Annotated in this window: 16 protein-coding genes and 1 pseudogene; 8 read left to right on the forward strand and 9 right to left on the reverse strand. The window is 35.4% G+C overall.

Annotated elements, in window-relative coordinates; all coding sequences use genetic code 11:
• Position 1: 1 nt before the first annotated feature.
• From RMO83_RS04405 to RMO83_RS04415, 3 genes are read left to right on the forward strand one after another with little or no spacing between them, the layout of a single operon-like run.
• Positions 2–157: a hypothetical protein gene (locus RMO83_RS04405; protein ID WP_310558465.1), complete on the forward strand. Its 156-nt coding sequence runs from the start codon at positions 2–4 to the stop codon at positions 155–157.
• Positions 157–297, forward strand: coding sequence for a hypothetical protein (locus tag RMO83_RS04410; protein WP_310558466.1), 141 nt, complete (start codon positions 157–159; stop codon positions 295–297). Before RMO83_RS04405 ends, RMO83_RS04410 begins: the two co-directional genes overlap by 1 nt.
• On the forward strand, positions 287–919 hold the full coding sequence (locus RMO83_RS04415) for an NTP transferase domain-containing protein (RefSeq protein ID WP_310558467.1): 633 nt from the start codon (positions 287–289) through the stop codon (positions 917–919). The genes RMO83_RS04410 and RMO83_RS04415 overlap by 11 nt, the downstream gene beginning before the upstream one ends.
• 5 nt (positions 920–924) lie before the next feature.
• On the opposite strand, the pseudogene RMO83_RS04420 reads toward RMO83_RS04415, so the two are convergent.
• From RMO83_RS04420 to RMO83_RS04455, 8 genes and pseudogenes are all read right to left on the reverse strand, one after another.
• Positions 925–1245 (reverse strand): annotated as a pseudogene (locus RMO83_RS04420) (c-type cytochrome); the annotation flags it as partial.
• 267 nt (positions 1246–1512) lie between these two features.
• A complete protein-coding gene (gene sufD, locus RMO83_RS04425) occupies positions 1513–2829 on the reverse strand; it encodes a Fe-S cluster assembly protein SufD (RefSeq protein WP_310558468.1) in 1317 nt (438 codons plus the stop codon).
• Positions 2830–2904: 75 nt separating this feature from the next.
• Positions 2905–3657: a Fe-S cluster assembly ATPase SufC gene (gene sufC / locus RMO83_RS04430; RefSeq protein ID WP_310558469.1), complete on the reverse strand. Its 753-nt coding sequence runs from the start codon at positions 3655–3657 to the stop codon at positions 2905–2907.
• A gap of 12 nt (positions 3658–3669) precedes the next feature.
• Positions 3670–3942 carry a Txe/YoeB family addiction module toxin gene (locus RMO83_RS04435; protein WP_310558470.1) on the reverse strand — a complete coding sequence of 91 codons (273 nt, stop codon included), beginning with the start codon at positions 3940–3942 and terminating at the stop codon, positions 3670–3672.
• Positions 3933–4127, reverse strand: a complete 195-nt coding sequence (locus tag RMO83_RS04440; RefSeq protein WP_310558471.1) for a DUF2683 family protein — start codon at positions 4125–4127, stop codon at positions 3933–3935. Before RMO83_RS04440 ends, RMO83_RS04435 begins: the two co-directional genes overlap by 10 nt.
• A 41-nt stretch (positions 4128–4168) precedes the next feature.
• Positions 4169–5617, reverse strand: coding sequence for a Fe-S cluster assembly protein SufB (sufB, locus tag RMO83_RS04445; RefSeq protein ID WP_310558472.1), 1449 nt, complete (start codon positions 5615–5617; stop codon positions 4169–4171).
• 43 nt (positions 5618–5660) lie between these two features.
• A complete protein-coding gene (locus RMO83_RS04450; RefSeq protein WP_310558473.1) occupies positions 5661–6029 on the reverse strand; it encodes a four helix bundle protein in 369 nt (122 codons plus the stop codon).
• A 45-nt stretch (positions 6030–6074) separates the two neighbouring features.
• Positions 6075–6404 (reverse strand): iron-sulfur cluster assembly accessory protein, encoded by a 330-nt coding sequence (locus RMO83_RS04455; protein WP_310558474.1) that lies wholly within the window; start codon positions 6402–6404, stop codon positions 6075–6077.
• A gap of 172 nt (positions 6405–6576) precedes the next feature.
• Between RMO83_RS04455 and RMO83_RS04460 the strand changes: the two genes are divergently transcribed.
• The 3 genes from RMO83_RS04460 (at position 6577) to RMO83_RS04470 (ending at position 11244) form a co-directional block, all read left to right on the forward strand.
• Entirely contained in the window at positions 6577–7437 is an 861-nt protein-coding gene (locus RMO83_RS04460; RefSeq protein WP_310558475.1) for an MBL fold metallo-hydrolase, read from the forward strand.
• A 72-nt stretch (positions 7438–7509) separates the two neighbouring features.
• The gene (locus tag RMO83_RS04465) at positions 7510–9129 is read left to right on the forward strand and encodes a S8 family peptidase (protein ID WP_310558476.1); all 1620 of its coding nucleotides are present in this window, start codon (positions 7510–7512) and stop codon (positions 9127–9129) included.
• 234 nt (positions 9130–9363) lie between these two features.
• Positions 9364–11244 carry a M1 family metallopeptidase gene (locus tag RMO83_RS04470; protein WP_310558477.1) on the forward strand — a complete coding sequence of 627 codons (1881 nt, stop codon included), beginning with the start codon at positions 9364–9366 and terminating at the stop codon, positions 11242–11244.
• A 63-nt stretch (positions 11245–11307) separates the two neighbouring features.
• Here the strand turns inward: RMO83_RS04470 and RMO83_RS04475 are convergent, their stop codons facing one another.
• Positions 11308–12246 (reverse strand): L-threonine 3-dehydrogenase, encoded by a 939-nt coding sequence (locus RMO83_RS04475; RefSeq protein ID WP_310558478.1) that lies wholly within the window; start codon positions 12244–12246, stop codon positions 11308–11310.
• A gap of 222 nt (positions 12247–12468) precedes the next feature.
• Here RMO83_RS04475 and RMO83_RS04480 point away from each other — a divergent pair, with 222 nt between their 5' ends.
• A complete protein-coding gene (locus RMO83_RS04480; protein ID WP_310558479.1) occupies positions 12469–13080 on the forward strand; it encodes a hypothetical protein in 612 nt (203 codons plus the stop codon).
• Positions 13073–16435: a transcription-repair coupling factor gene (mfd, locus tag RMO83_RS04485; RefSeq protein WP_310558480.1), complete on the forward strand. Its 3363-nt coding sequence runs from the start codon at positions 13073–13075 to the stop codon at positions 16433–16435. Before RMO83_RS04480 ends, mfd begins: the two co-directional genes overlap by 8 nt.
• Positions 16436–16450: the final 15 nt, after the last annotated feature.

Raw genomic sequence — 16450 nt, forward strand, 5'->3', positions numbered from 1 at the left:
AATGAATAATTGGATTGCACTATTACAAGAATTTAAGTCTAAAAATACTGCAATTGCCTTAGTTACGGTGTCTAAAATTACTGCTTTGTGCTTAGATTCTCAAACGAAACACATTAGACTAATTGGAAGTAAAACCAAAAAAACCGTTACAATGTAATGTTAATCAAAAGATTAGAAATAAAAGAAGGAATTCCTGCTGTGCATTATCCAATAGGATTAGATTTGGGCGGTACCAATCCTAAAGAAATTGCCACAAGTGTCGCCTTGGAATTACTACAATTTAATTATGGAAAATAATCTCGTTTTTGTAGTATTAGCGGGTGGAAAATCAGAGCGAATTGGTTTACCAAAAGGCTTATTATTGTATCAAGAAAACTTTTGGATAATGGAACAATTGAACCGAATTTCAAATTCTACTATTACTTCAGTTTTCATTGGATTAGGTTTTTATTATGAAAAGTATTTGGAGGCCGTTCCTTGGTTGAGGTATGCTCAAGACAAATTTGTAGTGTATAAAAATTTAAAAATTAAAGTTGTAATCAATACTTTTCCCGAAAAAGGTTCTTTTTCTACCTTGCAAGCGGTGTTGTTTCATATTCCAAAAAACAGTTCCGTTTTGATTCAACCCATTGATGTACCGATTTTAAATGCAGTAGAACTATACAAAATTATAGATGCGGAAAATGAAATTGTTCTCCCGAATTATCAAGGCAAAAGCGGGCATCCCATAAAAGTTTCACCACAGTTTTGGAAACATTTTTTAGAGTTAGATTCTAATGACCAAAACACCAGATTGGATTTTCAAATTAAAAAAGCAAAACCTTTCGAGCGCACTTCGGTATCAGTTGATGATGCTAGTATTCTTCAAAATTTGAATTCTCCCAAAGATTGGTCGGACTTTGTAAATGCCAATAAATAAAGGAATTATTTCCGAATGGACTTCACCATTTCTGGTGTTACCACCGCTTTATTATTTCCCCAACTCGCATAAACATAAGTCAACACATCAGCGATTTGTTGGTCACTTAGTACTTGCTTTGGCATTGGGGTAAGGTATTTTTTGCCGTTTACGGTTATTGGACCAGTAGAGCCCACCAATACTTGTTTGATAGCTCTGTTGACATCGGCATTCAAATAATCTGATTTTGCCAAAGGAGGAAAAGCACCCGGTATTCCTGCTCCATTCATTTGATGGCAAGCAACACAGGTCTTGTTATACACTAATTTTCCGCTGTTTATTTGTTGCAAAACAGGATTTTCTGAACGATTCGTTTTTGGCACAAAATAATTGGTACGGTTTAATTTTATAGTAAAACTTTGCAATACTACTACAATTACTATTATTATGACAACTTGCTTTTTCAAAACGTATGATTTATATTAATGATTTAATGTGGGTAAATTTAAGCATTTATGCCGAAAAAACACTCAAAGTAAAAATCACAAAGGGCACAAAGTTTTAATTAAACTTTGTGCCCTTTGCATAAACTTAGTAAACTTTGTGTTTAAAAACTACAAATCAAATCCAATTTTCACACCCAGTTTATTAGCGATAATTTTGGTAATTCTTTGTTTCAATTCTGGGATTTTGATACTTTCGATAACCGCGTTCGAGAAGGCGTACATCAACAATGCTTTGGCTTCTTTCTTCGGAATTCCGCGTTGTTGCATATAGAAAAGTGCGGTTTCGTCCAATTGTCCAACGGTGCAACCGTGAGAACATTTTACATCATCGGCAAAAATCTCCAATTGTGGCTTGGCATTTATTGTCGATTTGTTGCCCAACAAAATGTTGTTGCTTTTTTGGAAAGCGTTGGTTTTTTGCGCTTCTTTTTCGACGAAAATCTTTCCGTTAAAAACGCCTGTTGAATTATCTGAAAAAATTCCTTTATAATCTTGAAAGCTTTCGCAATTTGGTGTAGCGTGATGCACTAAAGTATAATGATCCACGTGTTGCTTGCCACCTATAATCGTAATTCCGTTTAACGTGCTGGTCAATCTTTCGCCAAAATGGTAAAAATTCAAATTGTTTCTGGTCAGATTTCCTCCAAAAGAAAAGGTTTGAACGGATACGTGACTTTCTTGTTTTTGGGAAACGTAAGTATTGTCAATTAAATTGGCCTCGTGATTGTCGTTTTGGATTTTATAATAATCCACGATAGCTCGTTTTTGTGCAAAAATCTCGGTAACCGAATTGGTCAAAACCGGGTTTTCGTTCAAACTTTGGTGTCTTTCGATGATCTGAACATGTGAATTTTCACCCACAATCACCAAATTTCTGGGTTGTACCATAAGTGCCGCTTCAGTTCCCGTCGAGAAATACATAATCTCGATGGGTTTGTTTACCACTTTGCTTTTGGGGATGTTGATGTACGCTCCTTCATTGGCGAAAGCTGTATTTAAAGAAGTTAAACTCTCGTCTTTACTGGCAATTTTGTTAAAATACGTGTCAATTACCATTTTGTATTTTGGTTTGTTTAATGCCGATGACATCAAACAAATATCCAATCCTTCGTGTGTGGTTGAAGATAAATTCGAGCTAAAAACGCCGTCAATAAAGACCACTTTAAAAGTATCAATCTCGTGGATGAAGTATTTTTTTACATCCTTGAATTCTATTGAGTTTTCGTGTTTTGGAAAAACGGTAAAGTCATTTTTTAGGATAGCATTTAGCGAAGTGTATTTCCAAGATTCCTCTTTTTTAGTTGGGAAACCTTTGTTTTCAAAGTTTTTTATAGCCAATGTTCTCAAATCGTGAAGTTCTGAATGAACATCAACTTGCTCTTCAAAAGCCATGAAAGAGGAAAGTAATTTTTCTTTTAGTTCCATTTTTGTACTGTTTATGGTTTATGGTTTTTTGTTTATTGTTCAACCACGAACAACAAACTATAAACTACAAACAAATTATGCTTCTTGTTCTTGTTTAATCCAGTCGTATCCTTTTTCTTCAAGCTCGTGAGCCAATTCTTTTCCTCCAGATTTTACAATTTTTCCGTTGTATAATACGTGAACAAAATCAGGAACGATATAATCCAATAATCTCTGGTAGTGTGTGATAACAACGATGGCGTTTTTGTCGCTTTTCAATTTGTTTACACCATTGGCAACAATACGCAAGGCATCGATGTCAAGACCAGAATCGGTTTCGTCAAGGATGGCTAATTTTGGTTCCAACATTGCCAGTTGGAAAATCTCATTCCGTTTTTTCTCTCCACCTGAAAATCCTTCGTTCAAAGAACGGGATAAAAACTTGCGGTCAATTTCTAATAATTCCGATTTTTCACGAATAAATTTCAGCATTTCGTTCGCTGGCATTTCTTCTAATTTTTTGGCTTTTCGAGTTTCGTTGATAGCCGTTCTCATAAAGTTTGTTACTGAAACTCCCGGAATTTCGACAGGATATTGGAAAGAAAGGAAAACACCTTTGTGCGCTCTTTCTTCTGGAGCCAATTCAGAAAGGTTTTCTCCGTCTAAAGAGATTTCACCTTCCGTAACTTCGTAGTTTTCGTTTCCAGCAATGATGGAAGCAAGCGTGCTTTTTCCTGCACCATTTGGCCCCATTATAGCGTGGATTTCTCCGGCTTTTACCTCAAGGTTAATACCTTTTAATATTTCTTTGTCTCCAATGGAGGCGTGTAAATTTTTTATTGATAACATTTATTTTTTTGTTTATTCGTAATGACCTTTAAGTGATAAAATTTCTAATATTTCAATTGTGTTTTCATCAGTAACTCTATATATAATTCTATGGTCCTGATTTATTCTTCTGGACCAGCGACCAGTCAAATGATATTTTAAAGGTTCGGGTTTTCCAATTCCTTCAAATGGATGAAGTTGAATATCTTCGATTAGAGCAGATATTTTATTCATTATTACTTTATTTCCAGATTTTTTCCAATAGTCTCTGTCTTTTTGCGCTTTTTCTGAATAAATTACGTCCACAAATCTTCTAATTTGATTTTCATTCCTTTCCCGTCTTTAATGCTTTGCTCAGCCTCCAAAATTTCTTTTACAAATTCTGGATTATAGGGTTTGTCTTCTTTTTCAATTTCAAAACCCAATGATTTTGCCAATGATTTCAATACTGGTAAATCTTTTTTCTTAACGTTTTTTAAAATGAGTTCCATAACAATTGTAATTTAATAGTGTTTGTTCAAATTTACAAAAATTAACCTACTGAACCTTCTAAACTTATCTCCAACAATTTCTGTGCTTCAACTGCAAATTCCATTGGCAATTTGTTCAAAACATCTTTACTGAAACCGTTTACGATTAAAGCGATGGCTTTCTCGGTTGGAATTCCACGTTGATTGCAATAGAAAACTTGGTCTTCGCCAATTTTACTCGTCGTGGCTTCGTGTTCTATTTTGGCCGATGGGTTTTTGCTTTCGATATACGGAAAAGTATTGGCGCTGCAATTATTCCCCATTAATAAGGAATCGCATTGCGAAAAGTTCCTTGCATTGTCTGCATTTGGACCAATCTTAACTAATCCTCTATAACTATTGTGTGATTTTCCTGCAGAAATTCCTTTGGAAATAATAGTTGATTTGGTGTTTTTGCCAAGGTGAATCATCTTGGTTCCTGTATCGGCTTGTTGAAAATTATTGGTTACAGCAATCGAATAAAATTCACCAACCGAATTGTCGCCTTTTAAAATAACCGATGGATATTTCCAAGTAATTGCAGAACCAGTTTCTACCTGTGTCCAAGAAATTTTCGCATTTTTTTCGCATAAACCTCTTTTAGTCACAAAATTAAAAACCCCACCTATTCCTTCCTTGTTTCCTGGATACCAGTTTTGTACGGTCGAATATTTAATTTCGGCGCCATCTAAAGCAATCAATTCAACACAAGCAGCGTGCAATTGATTTTCGTCACGGCTTGGTGCGGTGCAACCTTCAAGATAACTGACATAACTACCTTCATCTGCAATGAGTAATGTTCTTTCGAATTGCCCAGTTCCTGCTTGATTAATACGGAAATAAGTTGATAATTCCATAGGACAATGAACTCCTTTCGGAATATAACAAAAACTTCCATCTGAGAAAACTGCTGAATTTAAAGCCGCGTAGAAGTTATCTTTTTGTGGAATAACAGTACCAAGATATTTTCGAACCAATTCAGGATGTTCCTTGATGGCTTCGGAAATACTCATAAAAATAATTCCTTTTTCGCCCAATGTTTTCTTGAATGTAGTCGCTACTGAAACGGAATCGACCACAATATCCATAGCGACATTGTTCATCATTTTTTGCTCATCGACTGAGATTCCTAGCTTTTTGTACATTTCTAAAAGCTCAGGATCTACATCGTCCAATGTTTTATTAGGATCGATAGCTTTTGGAGCTGAATAATAGGAAATGGCTTGAAAATCAGGTTTGGTATAATGCACATTTGCCCATTCTGGTTCAGTCATTTGTTCCCACGCACGAAAAGCCTCGATGCGCCAATCGGTCATCCATTGCGGTTCTTCTTTTCTGTGGGAAATGGCACGAACAATGTCTTCGTTCAAGCCTACAGGAAATGTATCCGATTCTATATCAGTATAAAATCCGTACTCGTATTCTTTGGTTTCGAGTTCGACTCTTAAATGGTCTTCGGTGTATTTGCTCATTTAATTATTAAATTTAAAGATTAAAAAATTCAAAGATTGAACGCTAATCTTTAGTATTACTATTTAGGTATTTTATGAAATTCGAAAGGTTTTGAGATATTTCAACACTTACATCATAGCAAATTTTAATGCTATCTTGACTACACAACTGCAATTCTGTCGATAATATCAACATATTTCTAACTTCTGCGCAACTGCCTTTCGAATATTTCAAGTATCTTATAAACTGCCTATTATTATTGTATTCCGAACCCTCAGCAATATTATTTGTAATTGATAAAACAGCTCTTTTTAACTGGTCTTTAAACCCATATTCTTTATCAAAAGATTTATAATTCAATAATTCAAAAACTAATTTTGTCAAGACTATTCCTTTTTTGTGAACTTCGAATTCTTCAAACGATTTTGTCATAATCTTTCAATTTTTGAATCTTTGAATCATTAAATTTTTCAATTTCTAAAGTGAAAACGATTCGCCGCATCCACAAGTCCTACTAGCGTTTGGATTATTGAAAACAAATCCTTTTCCGTTTAATCCGCCCGAAAATTCTAAAATGGTTCCAGCCAAATAAAGGAACGATTTTTTCTCCACGGCAATTTTTATATTGTTGTCTTCAAAAACTTTGTCGTTTTCACCTATTTGCTTGTCAAAAGTCAAATCATACGACAGTCCAGAACAACCACCAGATTTTACACCTACTCGAACGTAATCTTGAGCGGAGTCAAAACCATCGTCTTTCATCATATCGACAATTTTTTTACTTGCAGATGCAGATACTTGTATCATAACGTTATTTATAATTTTTCTAAATAAAGGACAAATATATTACATTTAATGCTTTTTGTCAAACATATAACATTTTTATAACTATCGCTGGATAGAAAAAGTTGATTTGGCTGACTTATATAAGTAAATGTATTCGCTAACTTTGTTTCCTATTGATTACAAAAAATAAAATATGAAGCTATATCCCATAGAAACAGGTAATTTTAAGCTTGATGGCGGAGCAATGTTTGGCGTTGTGCCAAAAACAATTTGGAACAAAACCAATCCAGCTGATAACAACAATTTGATTGATCTAGCGGCTCGATGTTTGCTTGTCGAAGATGGGAATCGCTTGATTTTGATAGACAACGGAATGGGAAACAAGCAATCCGAAAAGTTTTTTGGCTATTATTCGCTTTGGGGAACACATTCATTGGATAAATCATTGGCAAAACAGGATTTTCATCGCGATGATATCACTGATGTTTTTTTGACCCATTTGCATTTTGACCATTGCGGTGGAAGTGTGCAATGGAACAAGGATAAAACCGGTTACGAGCTTGCTTTTAAAAATGCCAAATATTGGACCAATGAAAACCATTGGGAATGGGCAACGAAACCCAATCTTCGTGAAAAAGCATCTTTTCTTTCAGAAAACATTTTACCAATACAAGAAAGCGGACAATTGAATTTTTTGAAAAGTCCAGAAGGTGATTTTTTAGAAAAATCTGACCTTGATTTTGGAGTTTTCTTTGTCAATGGCCATACCGAAAAAATGATGATTCCACACGTAAAATATCAGGATAAAACGATTGTTTTTTGCGCCGATTTAATCCCAACTGTGGGTCATTTGCTATTGCCTTATGTTATGGGATACGATACGAGACCTCTATTGACTATGACTGAAAAGTCAAAGTTTTTGAATGCCGCAGCCGAAAATAATTATTATTTGTTCTTGGAACATGATGCACATAATGAAATTATAACCGTCGAACAAACCGAAAGAGGTGTTCGATTGAAAGAAGTTTTTAAAAGCGAGGAAATCCTTAAATAATGTTAATTATGTGTTGATATGTAACAAAATTGATATTTTTACGTCAAATTTTAACTTTCTTAAAAATAAAACATGAATAATTTAAAATCTATTTTCCTATCTAGCTTTGCAATACTTGTATTAGCGGGATGTGGAGCTTCAAAAAATCTGTCTAACAGCGCTGCTATGATGATTCAAGCGCCAGTAAATGTTCAAAAAAAATCCCCATTAAAAGAAGTTGAATTAAACCGCTGGAGTCATTTAGATATTATAAAAGATACAATTCCAGGAATGAGCGTCGATAAAGCCTACGCGGAATTACTAAAAAACAAAAAAGGTAAAAAAGTAATTGTGGGAATAGTAGATTCAGGGGTTGATATTGAACACGAAGATTTAAAAGCAGTGGTTTGGACCAACAAAAAAGAAATCCCTAATAACGGAATAGACGACGATAAAAACGGATACATTGATGATATTCACGGTTGGAATTTCCTGGGCGATATCACCAAAGAAAATTTAGAATACGAAAGAATTATTGTCAATAAAAATCTTGTAGATGACGCCACTTATCAAGAAGCAAAAGCATTGAATGATAAAAAGGTTGTTACTTCTACCAACGGAAAAGCTCGTTTAGAAGAAATGTCTTCTGATGCAGCAAAAGCTGATGAAGTTTTGACCAAACATTTTAACAAACCAAACTATACTATCGAAGAAGTAAATGCAATCAATTCAGAAGATGCCGAGATTTCGAAAAGTAAAATGATGATTCAACGAGTGAATTCTTTTGGAATGACCGTTCCAGAATTTAAAATAGCATTACAAAAAGAACTTGACGGGTATAATAGTGTTATAAATGGCGATAATCTTAAAACCAATTATAGAAAAGTTTTAGGCGATAATCCTGAAGACATCACCGATACAAAATACGGAAATAACAACGTTATGGGGCCAGACAAAGAAGAAATTCTTCACGGAACTCACGTTGCAGGAATTGTAGCTCAAGTGAGATACAACGGATTAGGCGGAGACGGAATTGCCAATAATGTAGAAATTCTTACCGTTCGTGCCGTGCCAGATGGTGATGAGTACGACAAAGATATCGCTCTTGGTATTCGTTATGCCGTTGATAACGGTGCAAAAGTAATTAACGGAAGTTTTGGAAAAAGCTTTTCTCCGCATAAACAATGGGTTTATGATGCTATAAAGTATGCCGAAAGCAAAGACGTTTTAATCGTTCACGCAGCTGGAAATGATGCAAAAGATATTGATTATGAAAATAATTATCCAAATGACTCCGATGACAAAAAAACAGAATTTGCCGATAATGTAATCACCATTGGAGCATTAAATTATGACTATGGAAATAAAGTGGTGGCGAGATTTTCAAACTTTGGAAAACTTAATGTTGACGTTTTTGCTCCAGGAGTTAAAATTTATGCCTCTACACCAAACAACACCTATAAATTACTACAAGGAACATCAATGGCTTCGCCAAACGTGGCTGGAGTTGCGGCATTAATTCGTTCATACTATCCGAAATTATCAGCCAAACAAGTGAAACACATTTTGATGGATTCTGGAGTTGCAATCACAACTGATGTTATTGTTGCAGGAAAAGCAAATGACACTCGTCCTTTTGCTAATTTGTCTCAATCTGGAAAAATTGTTAATGCTTATAACGCGTTGTTGATGGCCGAAAAAATGTCTAAATAATAAAAATTTAATTTAATTTTTTAATGGAAGGGATAAAGCTCTTCCATTTTCTGTTTTATCAATTATGAAATCGCCACTAACAACGAGTTTGTTGCAAACAATTGAATAATCATCGAACTCCGATGAAAATAAAATATTGTGAGATAAACACCAATAAGTAGAAAGGCGACACGAGCAATAGCGAACTGGCGAAGCATACCATATATGACCGCTGAAAAATCAAAATTTACGTTTATGAAAAAAATTCTCTTACCTTCAATTATTTTCCTGAGTTTCGGAAGTCTTTGGGCTCAAAGTTCAAGTTATTGGCAACAACAGGTCGATTATAAAATGGACGTTGCGATGAATGTCAAAAACTACCAATACAAAGGCAAACAGGAATTGGTTTATACCAATAATTCGCCTGATACTTTGAAACGTGTGTTTTATCATTTGTACAATAATGCGTTTCAGCCCGGAAGCGAAATGGATGCTCGACTTCAAACCATCAAAGACCCAGATGCCAGAATGGTCAACAAAATGAAGGAAAGCCGAATCAAAACCTTGAAACCCGATGAAATAGGCTATTTGAACATTTCAAATTTCAAGCAAGATGGCGTGATTGCTATTGCTAAAACCGTAGGAACGATTCTTGAAGTGACTTTGGTAAAACCCATTTTGCCCAATTCAAAAACGACTTTCACCTTAGATTTTGATGGACAAGTTCCAGTGCAAATTCGCCGTTCTGGAAGAAATAATGCTGAGGGAATCGAATTGTCAATGGCACAATGGTATCCAAAAATAGCAGAATTTGATTTCGAAGGTTGGCACGCAGATCCTTATATTGCTAGAGAATTTCACGGAGTTTGGGGAAATTTTGATGTAAAAATCACTATTGACAAGGCTTATGTTTTAGGAGGTTCTGGTTATTTGCAAAACAAAAACGAAATAGGTCACGGTTATCAAGATGCTGGAATCAATTTGGTTTATCCTAAGAATACTAAAACCCTAACTTGGCATTTTTATGCGCCAATGGTACACGATTTTACTTGGGCTGCCGACAAAAATTACCTGCACGATGTAGTCAAAGATCCAAACAATGTCGATTTGCATTTTCTCTACAAAAACAATCCTAAAATCATTGATAACTGGAAGGCTTTGCAGCCAATGATGGCAAAAGTTATGGATTTTTACAACAAGACCGTTGGTGATTATCCATACAAACAATATTCATTTATTCAAGGTGGCGATGGCGGAATGGAATATGCTATGTGTACTTTGATTCTTGGCGAAGGTAAATTTGATGGTCTTTTAGGTGTAGCAACTCACGAATTAGGCCATTCTTGGTTTCAGCATATTTTAGCATCCAATGAAAGTAAAAATTCTTGGATGGACGAAGGATTCACCTCCTATATCGAAGATTTGGCAATGAATGAATTAGCCGAAAAAAAGAAAGAAAATCCCTTTGAATCAGCTTATAAAGGGTATTATAAATTGGTAGCATCAGGAAAAGAACAGCCACAAACTACACACTCAGATCGATACAATGAAAACATGCCTTACAGTATATCATCTTATTCGAAAGGAGAAATTTTCTTGTCACAATTAGAATATGTGATTGGAAAAGAGAATTTAGCTAAAACGCTAAAGAAGTATTTTCAGGATTTCAAATTCAAACATCCTACACCCAATGATATTAAAAGAACGGCCGAACGTGTTTCTGGAGCTAATTTAGATTGGTATTTAACCGATTGGACTAAAACCACCAATACAATAGATTACGGTATAAAAGACGTAGTCAATACTACTGATTATGCTACAGGAGAAAAAACAAAAATTGTGTTAGAACGAATCGGCAGAATGCCAATGCCAATCGATGTTTTGGTCGAATATACAGATGGTTCTAAAGAAAGTTTTTATATTCCGTTGCGAATGATGAGTTTTGAGAAAGACAATCCATCCCGAAGCCTCGGGACTGCAGTAAATAGAACAGTTTTAAAGGATTGGGCGTGGGCATATCCTACGTATGAATTTATTATTACACAAAGTATAGCCAAAATCAAAAAAATAACCATCGATCCAAGCGGATTAATGGCCGATGTCAAGCAAGCAGACAATTCTTATGAGATAAAATAGGAGGTGTTTTGCGAATACAAAAAGAGGTCTAGCTTTTGAGTTAGACCTTTTTTTGCAATTTCTTTATCGCAGATTCTTCAACATATCGACAGTCATACTCTCTAAATCAAATTCGTGATGCCAATTCCAGTCTGCTCTAGCTGGAGCATCATCAATACTTGCTGGCCAACTGTCGGCGATGGTTTGACGAAAATCAGGATGATATGTTACCGTAAAATCAGGAATATGTTTCTTGATTTCGGCAGCAATCTCAGTAGGAGTAAAACTCATCGCACCCAAATTATAAGAAGACCGAATCTTAATTTGTTCCGCTGGAGATTGCATAATTCGGATTGTTGCATCAATGGCATCGTCCATATACATCATCGGCATTTTGGTTTCTGAAGACAAAAAACAATCGTATTTTCCATCACGCAATGCTTTATGATAAATATCAACAGCATAATCCGTAGTTCCTCCACCTGGAAGTGTTGACCAACTAATTAATCCCGGATATCGCACACTTCGAACATCAACACCAAAATGAGTATGGTAATATTCGCACCATCTTTCACCAGCTAATTTGCTAATGCCATACACTGTTGAAGGTTCCATAATAGTGTATTGTGGCGTGTTTTCTCGTGGAGTTGTGGGTCCAAAAACAGCAATGCTTGATGGCCAGAATATTTTTTTTATTTTCTTGGCTTTCGCCAAATTCAGAACGTGAAACAGCGAATTCATATTCAAATCCCAAGCAAACGCCGGATTTTTTTCGGCTGTCGCCGATAGCAAAGCTGCCATCAAATAAATGTCGGTAATGTGATGTACTTCGACAAGATGCTCGATTTGATTGAAATCTAAAGCATTTATGACTTCAAAAGCACCCAAATTCACAATGTCATTATTCAATTTTCGAATATCGGAAGCGATGACATTTTCAGTTCCGTAAAGTTTCCGAAGTTTATGGGTCAATTCTGTTCCAATTTGCCCGCAAGCACCTATAATCAGTATTTTGGGATTCATCAAGATGGTTTTTAGAAAACAAAGATAACGTTTTCGTAAATAACACCTTTTTACGTAAACAGCAGGTAATTTTGTAATAGAACCGTTGTAATCTGGAATAATTTCTTAAAATTTATCGTTTAAATGTAAGAAATGGAACGCTAAGATATTAGATTGTTATTCTAAATGTTCGAATTCATAATTGTAAATTTACTTCGTAACTTTGCAAACAAATAAAACAGAATGAATTTTAAATTTATCTATATCTTTTTGATGATTTTTGGTTTTTTATCTTGTAAAGATGACAACGAAAAACGTCAAGTAGAATCCATAAAAGACATTAAAAAGAAAGAAGTAATTTTTTTAATTATTGAAAAAGCTTGGGTTTTTAATGCCAAACCCATCAATGAAACATCGCGATCTTCCGCAGTGGGTTGGGACGATTGGCGTTCTTTTTTGGCAGAATTAGATCAAAAGCCAAAGAAAACTATTGGTGCTTTTCAGAAAAAATCAGCAGAACTTTCTAAGAAAGCAATGGCTTTGAATAACCTTATCCCTTTAGAATTTAACAAACCTCAAATAAAAGCTAGAATTGCCATTTTGATAACCAAGGTTCAAATGCTGGATTTATACATCCATTTGAGTGACATTCCCGAACAGAAAGTGATTGCTTTGATTCCCGAAATTAATATCCAATTAGTCGCTTTGCAAAACCAAATGGACCAAATCGTCCAAAAAAACAAAATTCCTCTTGAAGAAGGAGAATCTGATTTGTTAAAAATGTTGGATACCACGCGAGCCATTCCAAACGGTCCACAAATGCAACTCGACCCAAATAATTCTCACATTGAGTAAAGCAATCTTATATAAGACCTACGAAAATTCGACAAAAGTCAAGCAAATTAGTGATAGTTTATTGCAAGCCGATCCAAAAATTCAATTGAATGGATTGATAGGTTCGTCACTTTCGTTTGTGGTGCAATCGCTTTTCAAAAAAACCGAAAAACCGTTTTTATTGATTTTAAATGATAAGGAAGAAGCCGCTTATTATTTGAATGATTTAGAGCAAATGATTGGCGAACAAGACGTGCTTTTTTATCCCGGTTCGTATCGTCGTCCGTACCAAATAGAAGATACTGATAATGCGAATGTTTTACTTCGCGCCGAAGTTTTGAATCGGATCAATTCCCGCAAAAAACCTGCTATTATAGTTACTTATCCCGAGGCACTTTTCGAGAAAGTGGTTACTCGAAAAGAGTTGGATAAAAACACATTAAAAGTTTCCATTGGTGATAAAATATCTATTGATTTTATCAATGAAGTATTATTTGAATACGAATTCAAAAGAGTCGATTTTATTACTGAACCCGGCGAATTTTCAGTTCGTGGAGGAATTGTCGATGTGTTTTCTTTTTCTAATGATAATCCGTACCGAATCGAGTTTTTTGGAAACGAAGTGGACACTATTCGAAGCTTTGATGTGGAAACGCAACTCTCTATCGAAAAAAAGAAGAAAATCACTATTATTCCGAATGTCGAAAATAAATTCTTTCAGGAAAACCGCGAAAGTTTCTTGGAATACATCAACAATCAAACGGTTATTTTTATCCAGAATGCCGATTTACTTTTTTCTAAATTGGATAAATTATTTGGCAAAGCCAATGAGATTTTTGACAATCTAAATGCAACAGTAAAACATGTTGCGCCAGAACAATTATTTTTGAATCAAAAAGAATTCATTAAGAAAAGTCTGGATTTTTCGATTGTTGAATTGAGTTCCAAGCCTATTTATAAAACTAAGACTTCGTTCGAATTTTATATCAAACCGCAACCGTCCTTCAACAAACAATTTGATTTATTGTTGAATAATTTGAATGACAACCATTTTAACGGTTACAAGAATTATTTATTTTGTTCGAATGAAAATCAGGCAAAACGTTTTCACGACATCTTCGAAACGCTTGATGAAGCCAATTCTGAAAATATTAGAAAACAATATAACACCATTGTTCTCCCATTATATCAAGGTTTTATTGACGAAGAAAACCAAATAGCCTGCTACACCGATCACCAGATTTTTGAGCGTTACCATAAATTCAGCATTAAAAGTAATGTTTCAAAAAAGCAAAATATCACTTTAAAAGAATTGACCACATTGACTGTTGGCGATTATGTGACTCATATCGATCACGGAATAGGACGATTTGGTGGTTTGCAAAAAATTCAGGTCGAAGGCAAAACTCAGGAAGCGATTAAACTAGTTTATGCAGATAATGACATTGTTTATGTAAGCATTCACTCGCTTTACAAGATTTCGAAATACACCGGAAAAGACGGAACGCCACCCAAAATTTATAAATTGGGTTCGAATGCTTGGAAGATTCTGAAGCAAAAAACCAAGGCGAGAGTTAAACATATTGCGTTCAATTTGATTCAATTATATGCCAAAAGAAAACTAGAAAAAGGGTTCCGTTTTGCGCCTGACAGTTATTTGCAAAACGAATTAGAAAGTTCCTTTATCTACGAAGATACGCCTGACCAAACGAAATCAACTGCGGAAGTCAAAGCCGATATGGAAAGCGACCGCCCGATGGATCGCCTAGTTTGTGGTGATGTAGGTTTTGGTAAAACAGAAGTTGCGATTCGCGCCGCTTTCAAAGCAGTTGACAATTCAAAACAAGTTGCGATTTTGGTTCCAACAACGATTTTGGCATACCAACATTATAGAACTTTTACAGAAAGGCTGAAAGATATGCCCGTTTCAGTCGGGTATTTAAACCGTTTTAGAACTGCCAAACAGAAAGCCGAAACGCTGCAACAATTAGCCGAGGGAAAATTGGATATTGTCATTGGAACCCATCAATTGGTCAACAAAAATGTAGTTTTCAAAGATCTTGGATTGTTGATTGTCGATGAGGAACAAAAATTTGGTGTCAACGTAAAAGACAAACTTAAAACCATTGCTGCCAATGTCGATACTTTAACCTTAACTGCAACGCCAATCCCCAGAACATTGCAGTTTTCGTTGATGGCGGCACGAGATTTATCTGTAATTACTACGCCTCCACCGAATCGTTATCCGATAGAAACGAACGTGGTTGGTTTTAGCGAAGAACTCATTCGGGATGCGATTTCGTATGAAATTCAGCGCAACGGGCAGGTTTTCTTTATCAATAATCGGATAGAAAATATCAAGGAAGTTGCCGGAATGATTCAGCGTTTAGTACCTGATGCTCGAGTGGGAATTGGTCACGGTCAGATGGAAGGTAGCAAACTCGAGGAATTAATGTTGGCTTTTATGAACGGTGAATTTGATGTTTTGGTGGCCACTACAATAATCGAAAGCGGTTTAGACGTTCCGAATGCCAATACGATTTTCATTAATAACGCCAATAATTTTGGACTGTCCGATTTGCACCAAATGCGTGGTCGCGTAGGGCGTAGCAACAAGAAAGCGTTTTGTTATTTTATTTGTCCGCCATATTCGGCAATGACGGATGATGCTCGAAAACGAATTCAGGCATTGGAACAATTCTCGGAACTGGGAAGCGGTTTCAATATTGCGATGAAAGATCTGGAAATTCGTGGAGCTGGAGATTTATTGGGTGGAGAACAATCTGGTTTCATCAACGAAATTGGTTTTGACACCTATCAAAAAATTATGAACGAAGCCATTGATGAATTGAAAGAAAATGAATTCAAGGATTTGTATGAAAACGAAGATAGCGAGGTCGAAAAAGAATATGTGAAAGACCTTCAAATCGACACTGATTTTGAGTTGTTGTTTTCAGATGAATACATCAATAATGTCACGGAACGTTTGAGTTTGTATAACGAATTGGGTAATATGACTAACGAAGAGGAATTGGTTGTTTTCCAAAACAAACTCATTGATCGTTTTGGACCAATGCCGCCACGAGCCTTGGCTTTGATGAACAGCATTCGCATCAAATGGATTGCGACCAAAGTAGGAATCGAAAAATTAGTAATGAAAAAAGGCAAGATGATTGGCTATTTTGTGGCAGATCAAAATTCGGATTTTTATACTTCGAAACGCTTTCAGCAAATGTTGCAGTTTGTTCAAAAAAACAGCAGTATTTGTGTAATGAAAGAAAAGCAAACGCCATCAGGTTTAAGACTTTTACTGACTTTTGATAATGTAAAAACAACTCGAAGAGCTTTGGAATTGATGGAGATGTTGGGGAAATAGTTTTTTAAATTTAAA

The sequence above is a fragment of the Flavobacterium sp. genome (assembly GCF_031423415.1).
In the GTDB taxonomy this organism is placed as follows: Bacteria; Bacteroidota; Bacteroidia; order Flavobacteriales; family Flavobacteriaceae; genus Flavobacterium.

Bases quoted from the DNA above. Each gene is read 5' to 3' on its own strand.
- RMO83_RS04475 (WP_310558478.1), bottom strand. From the start codon at position 12,246: ATGAATCCCAAAATACTGATTATAGGTGCTTGCGGGCAAATTGGAACA.
- RMO83_RS04455 (WP_310558474.1), bottom strand. From the start codon at position 6,404: ATGATACAAGTATCTGCATCTGCAAGTAAAAAAATTGTCGATATGATG.
- RMO83_RS04465 (WP_310558476.1), top strand. From the start codon at position 7,510: ATGAATAATTTAAAATCTATTTTCCTATCTAGCTTTGCAATACTTGTA.
- RMO83_RS04415 (WP_310558467.1), top strand. From the start codon at position 287: ATGGAAAATAATCTCGTTTTTGTAGTATTAGCGGGTGGAAAATCAGAG.
- RMO83_RS04470 (WP_310558477.1), top strand. From the start codon at position 9,364: ATGAAAAAAATTCTCTTACCTTCAATTATTTTCCTGAGTTTCGGAAGT.
- sufB (WP_310558472.1), bottom strand. From the start codon at position 5,617: ATGAGCAAATACACCGAAGACCATTTAAGAGTCGAACTCGAAACCAAA.
- sufC (WP_310558469.1), bottom strand. From the start codon at position 3,657: ATGTTATCAATAAAAAATTTACACGCCTCCATTGGAGACAAAGAAATA.
- RMO83_RS04405 (WP_310558465.1), top strand. From the start codon at position 2: ATGAATAATTGGATTGCACTATTACAAGAATTTAAGTCTAAAAATACT.
- RMO83_RS04460 (WP_310558475.1), top strand. From the start codon at position 6,577: ATGAAGCTATATCCCATAGAAACAGGTAATTTTAAGCTTGATGGCGGA.
- RMO83_RS04450 (WP_310558473.1), bottom strand. From the start codon at position 6,029: ATGACAAAATCGTTTGAAGAATTCGAAGTTCACAAAAAAGGAATAGTC.
- RMO83_RS04410 (WP_310558466.1), top strand. From the start codon at position 157: ATGTTAATCAAAAGATTAGAAATAAAAGAAGGAATTCCTGCTGTGCAT.
- RMO83_RS04480 (WP_310558479.1), top strand. From the start codon at position 12,469: ATGAATTTTAAATTTATCTATATCTTTTTGATGATTTTTGGTTTTTTA.
- sufD (WP_310558468.1), bottom strand. From the start codon at position 2,829: ATGGAACTAAAAGAAAAATTACTTTCCTCTTTCATGGCTTTTGAAGAG.
- RMO83_RS04440 (WP_310558471.1), bottom strand. From the start codon at position 4,127: ATGGAACTCATTTTAAAAAACGTTAAGAAAAAAGATTTACCAGTATTG.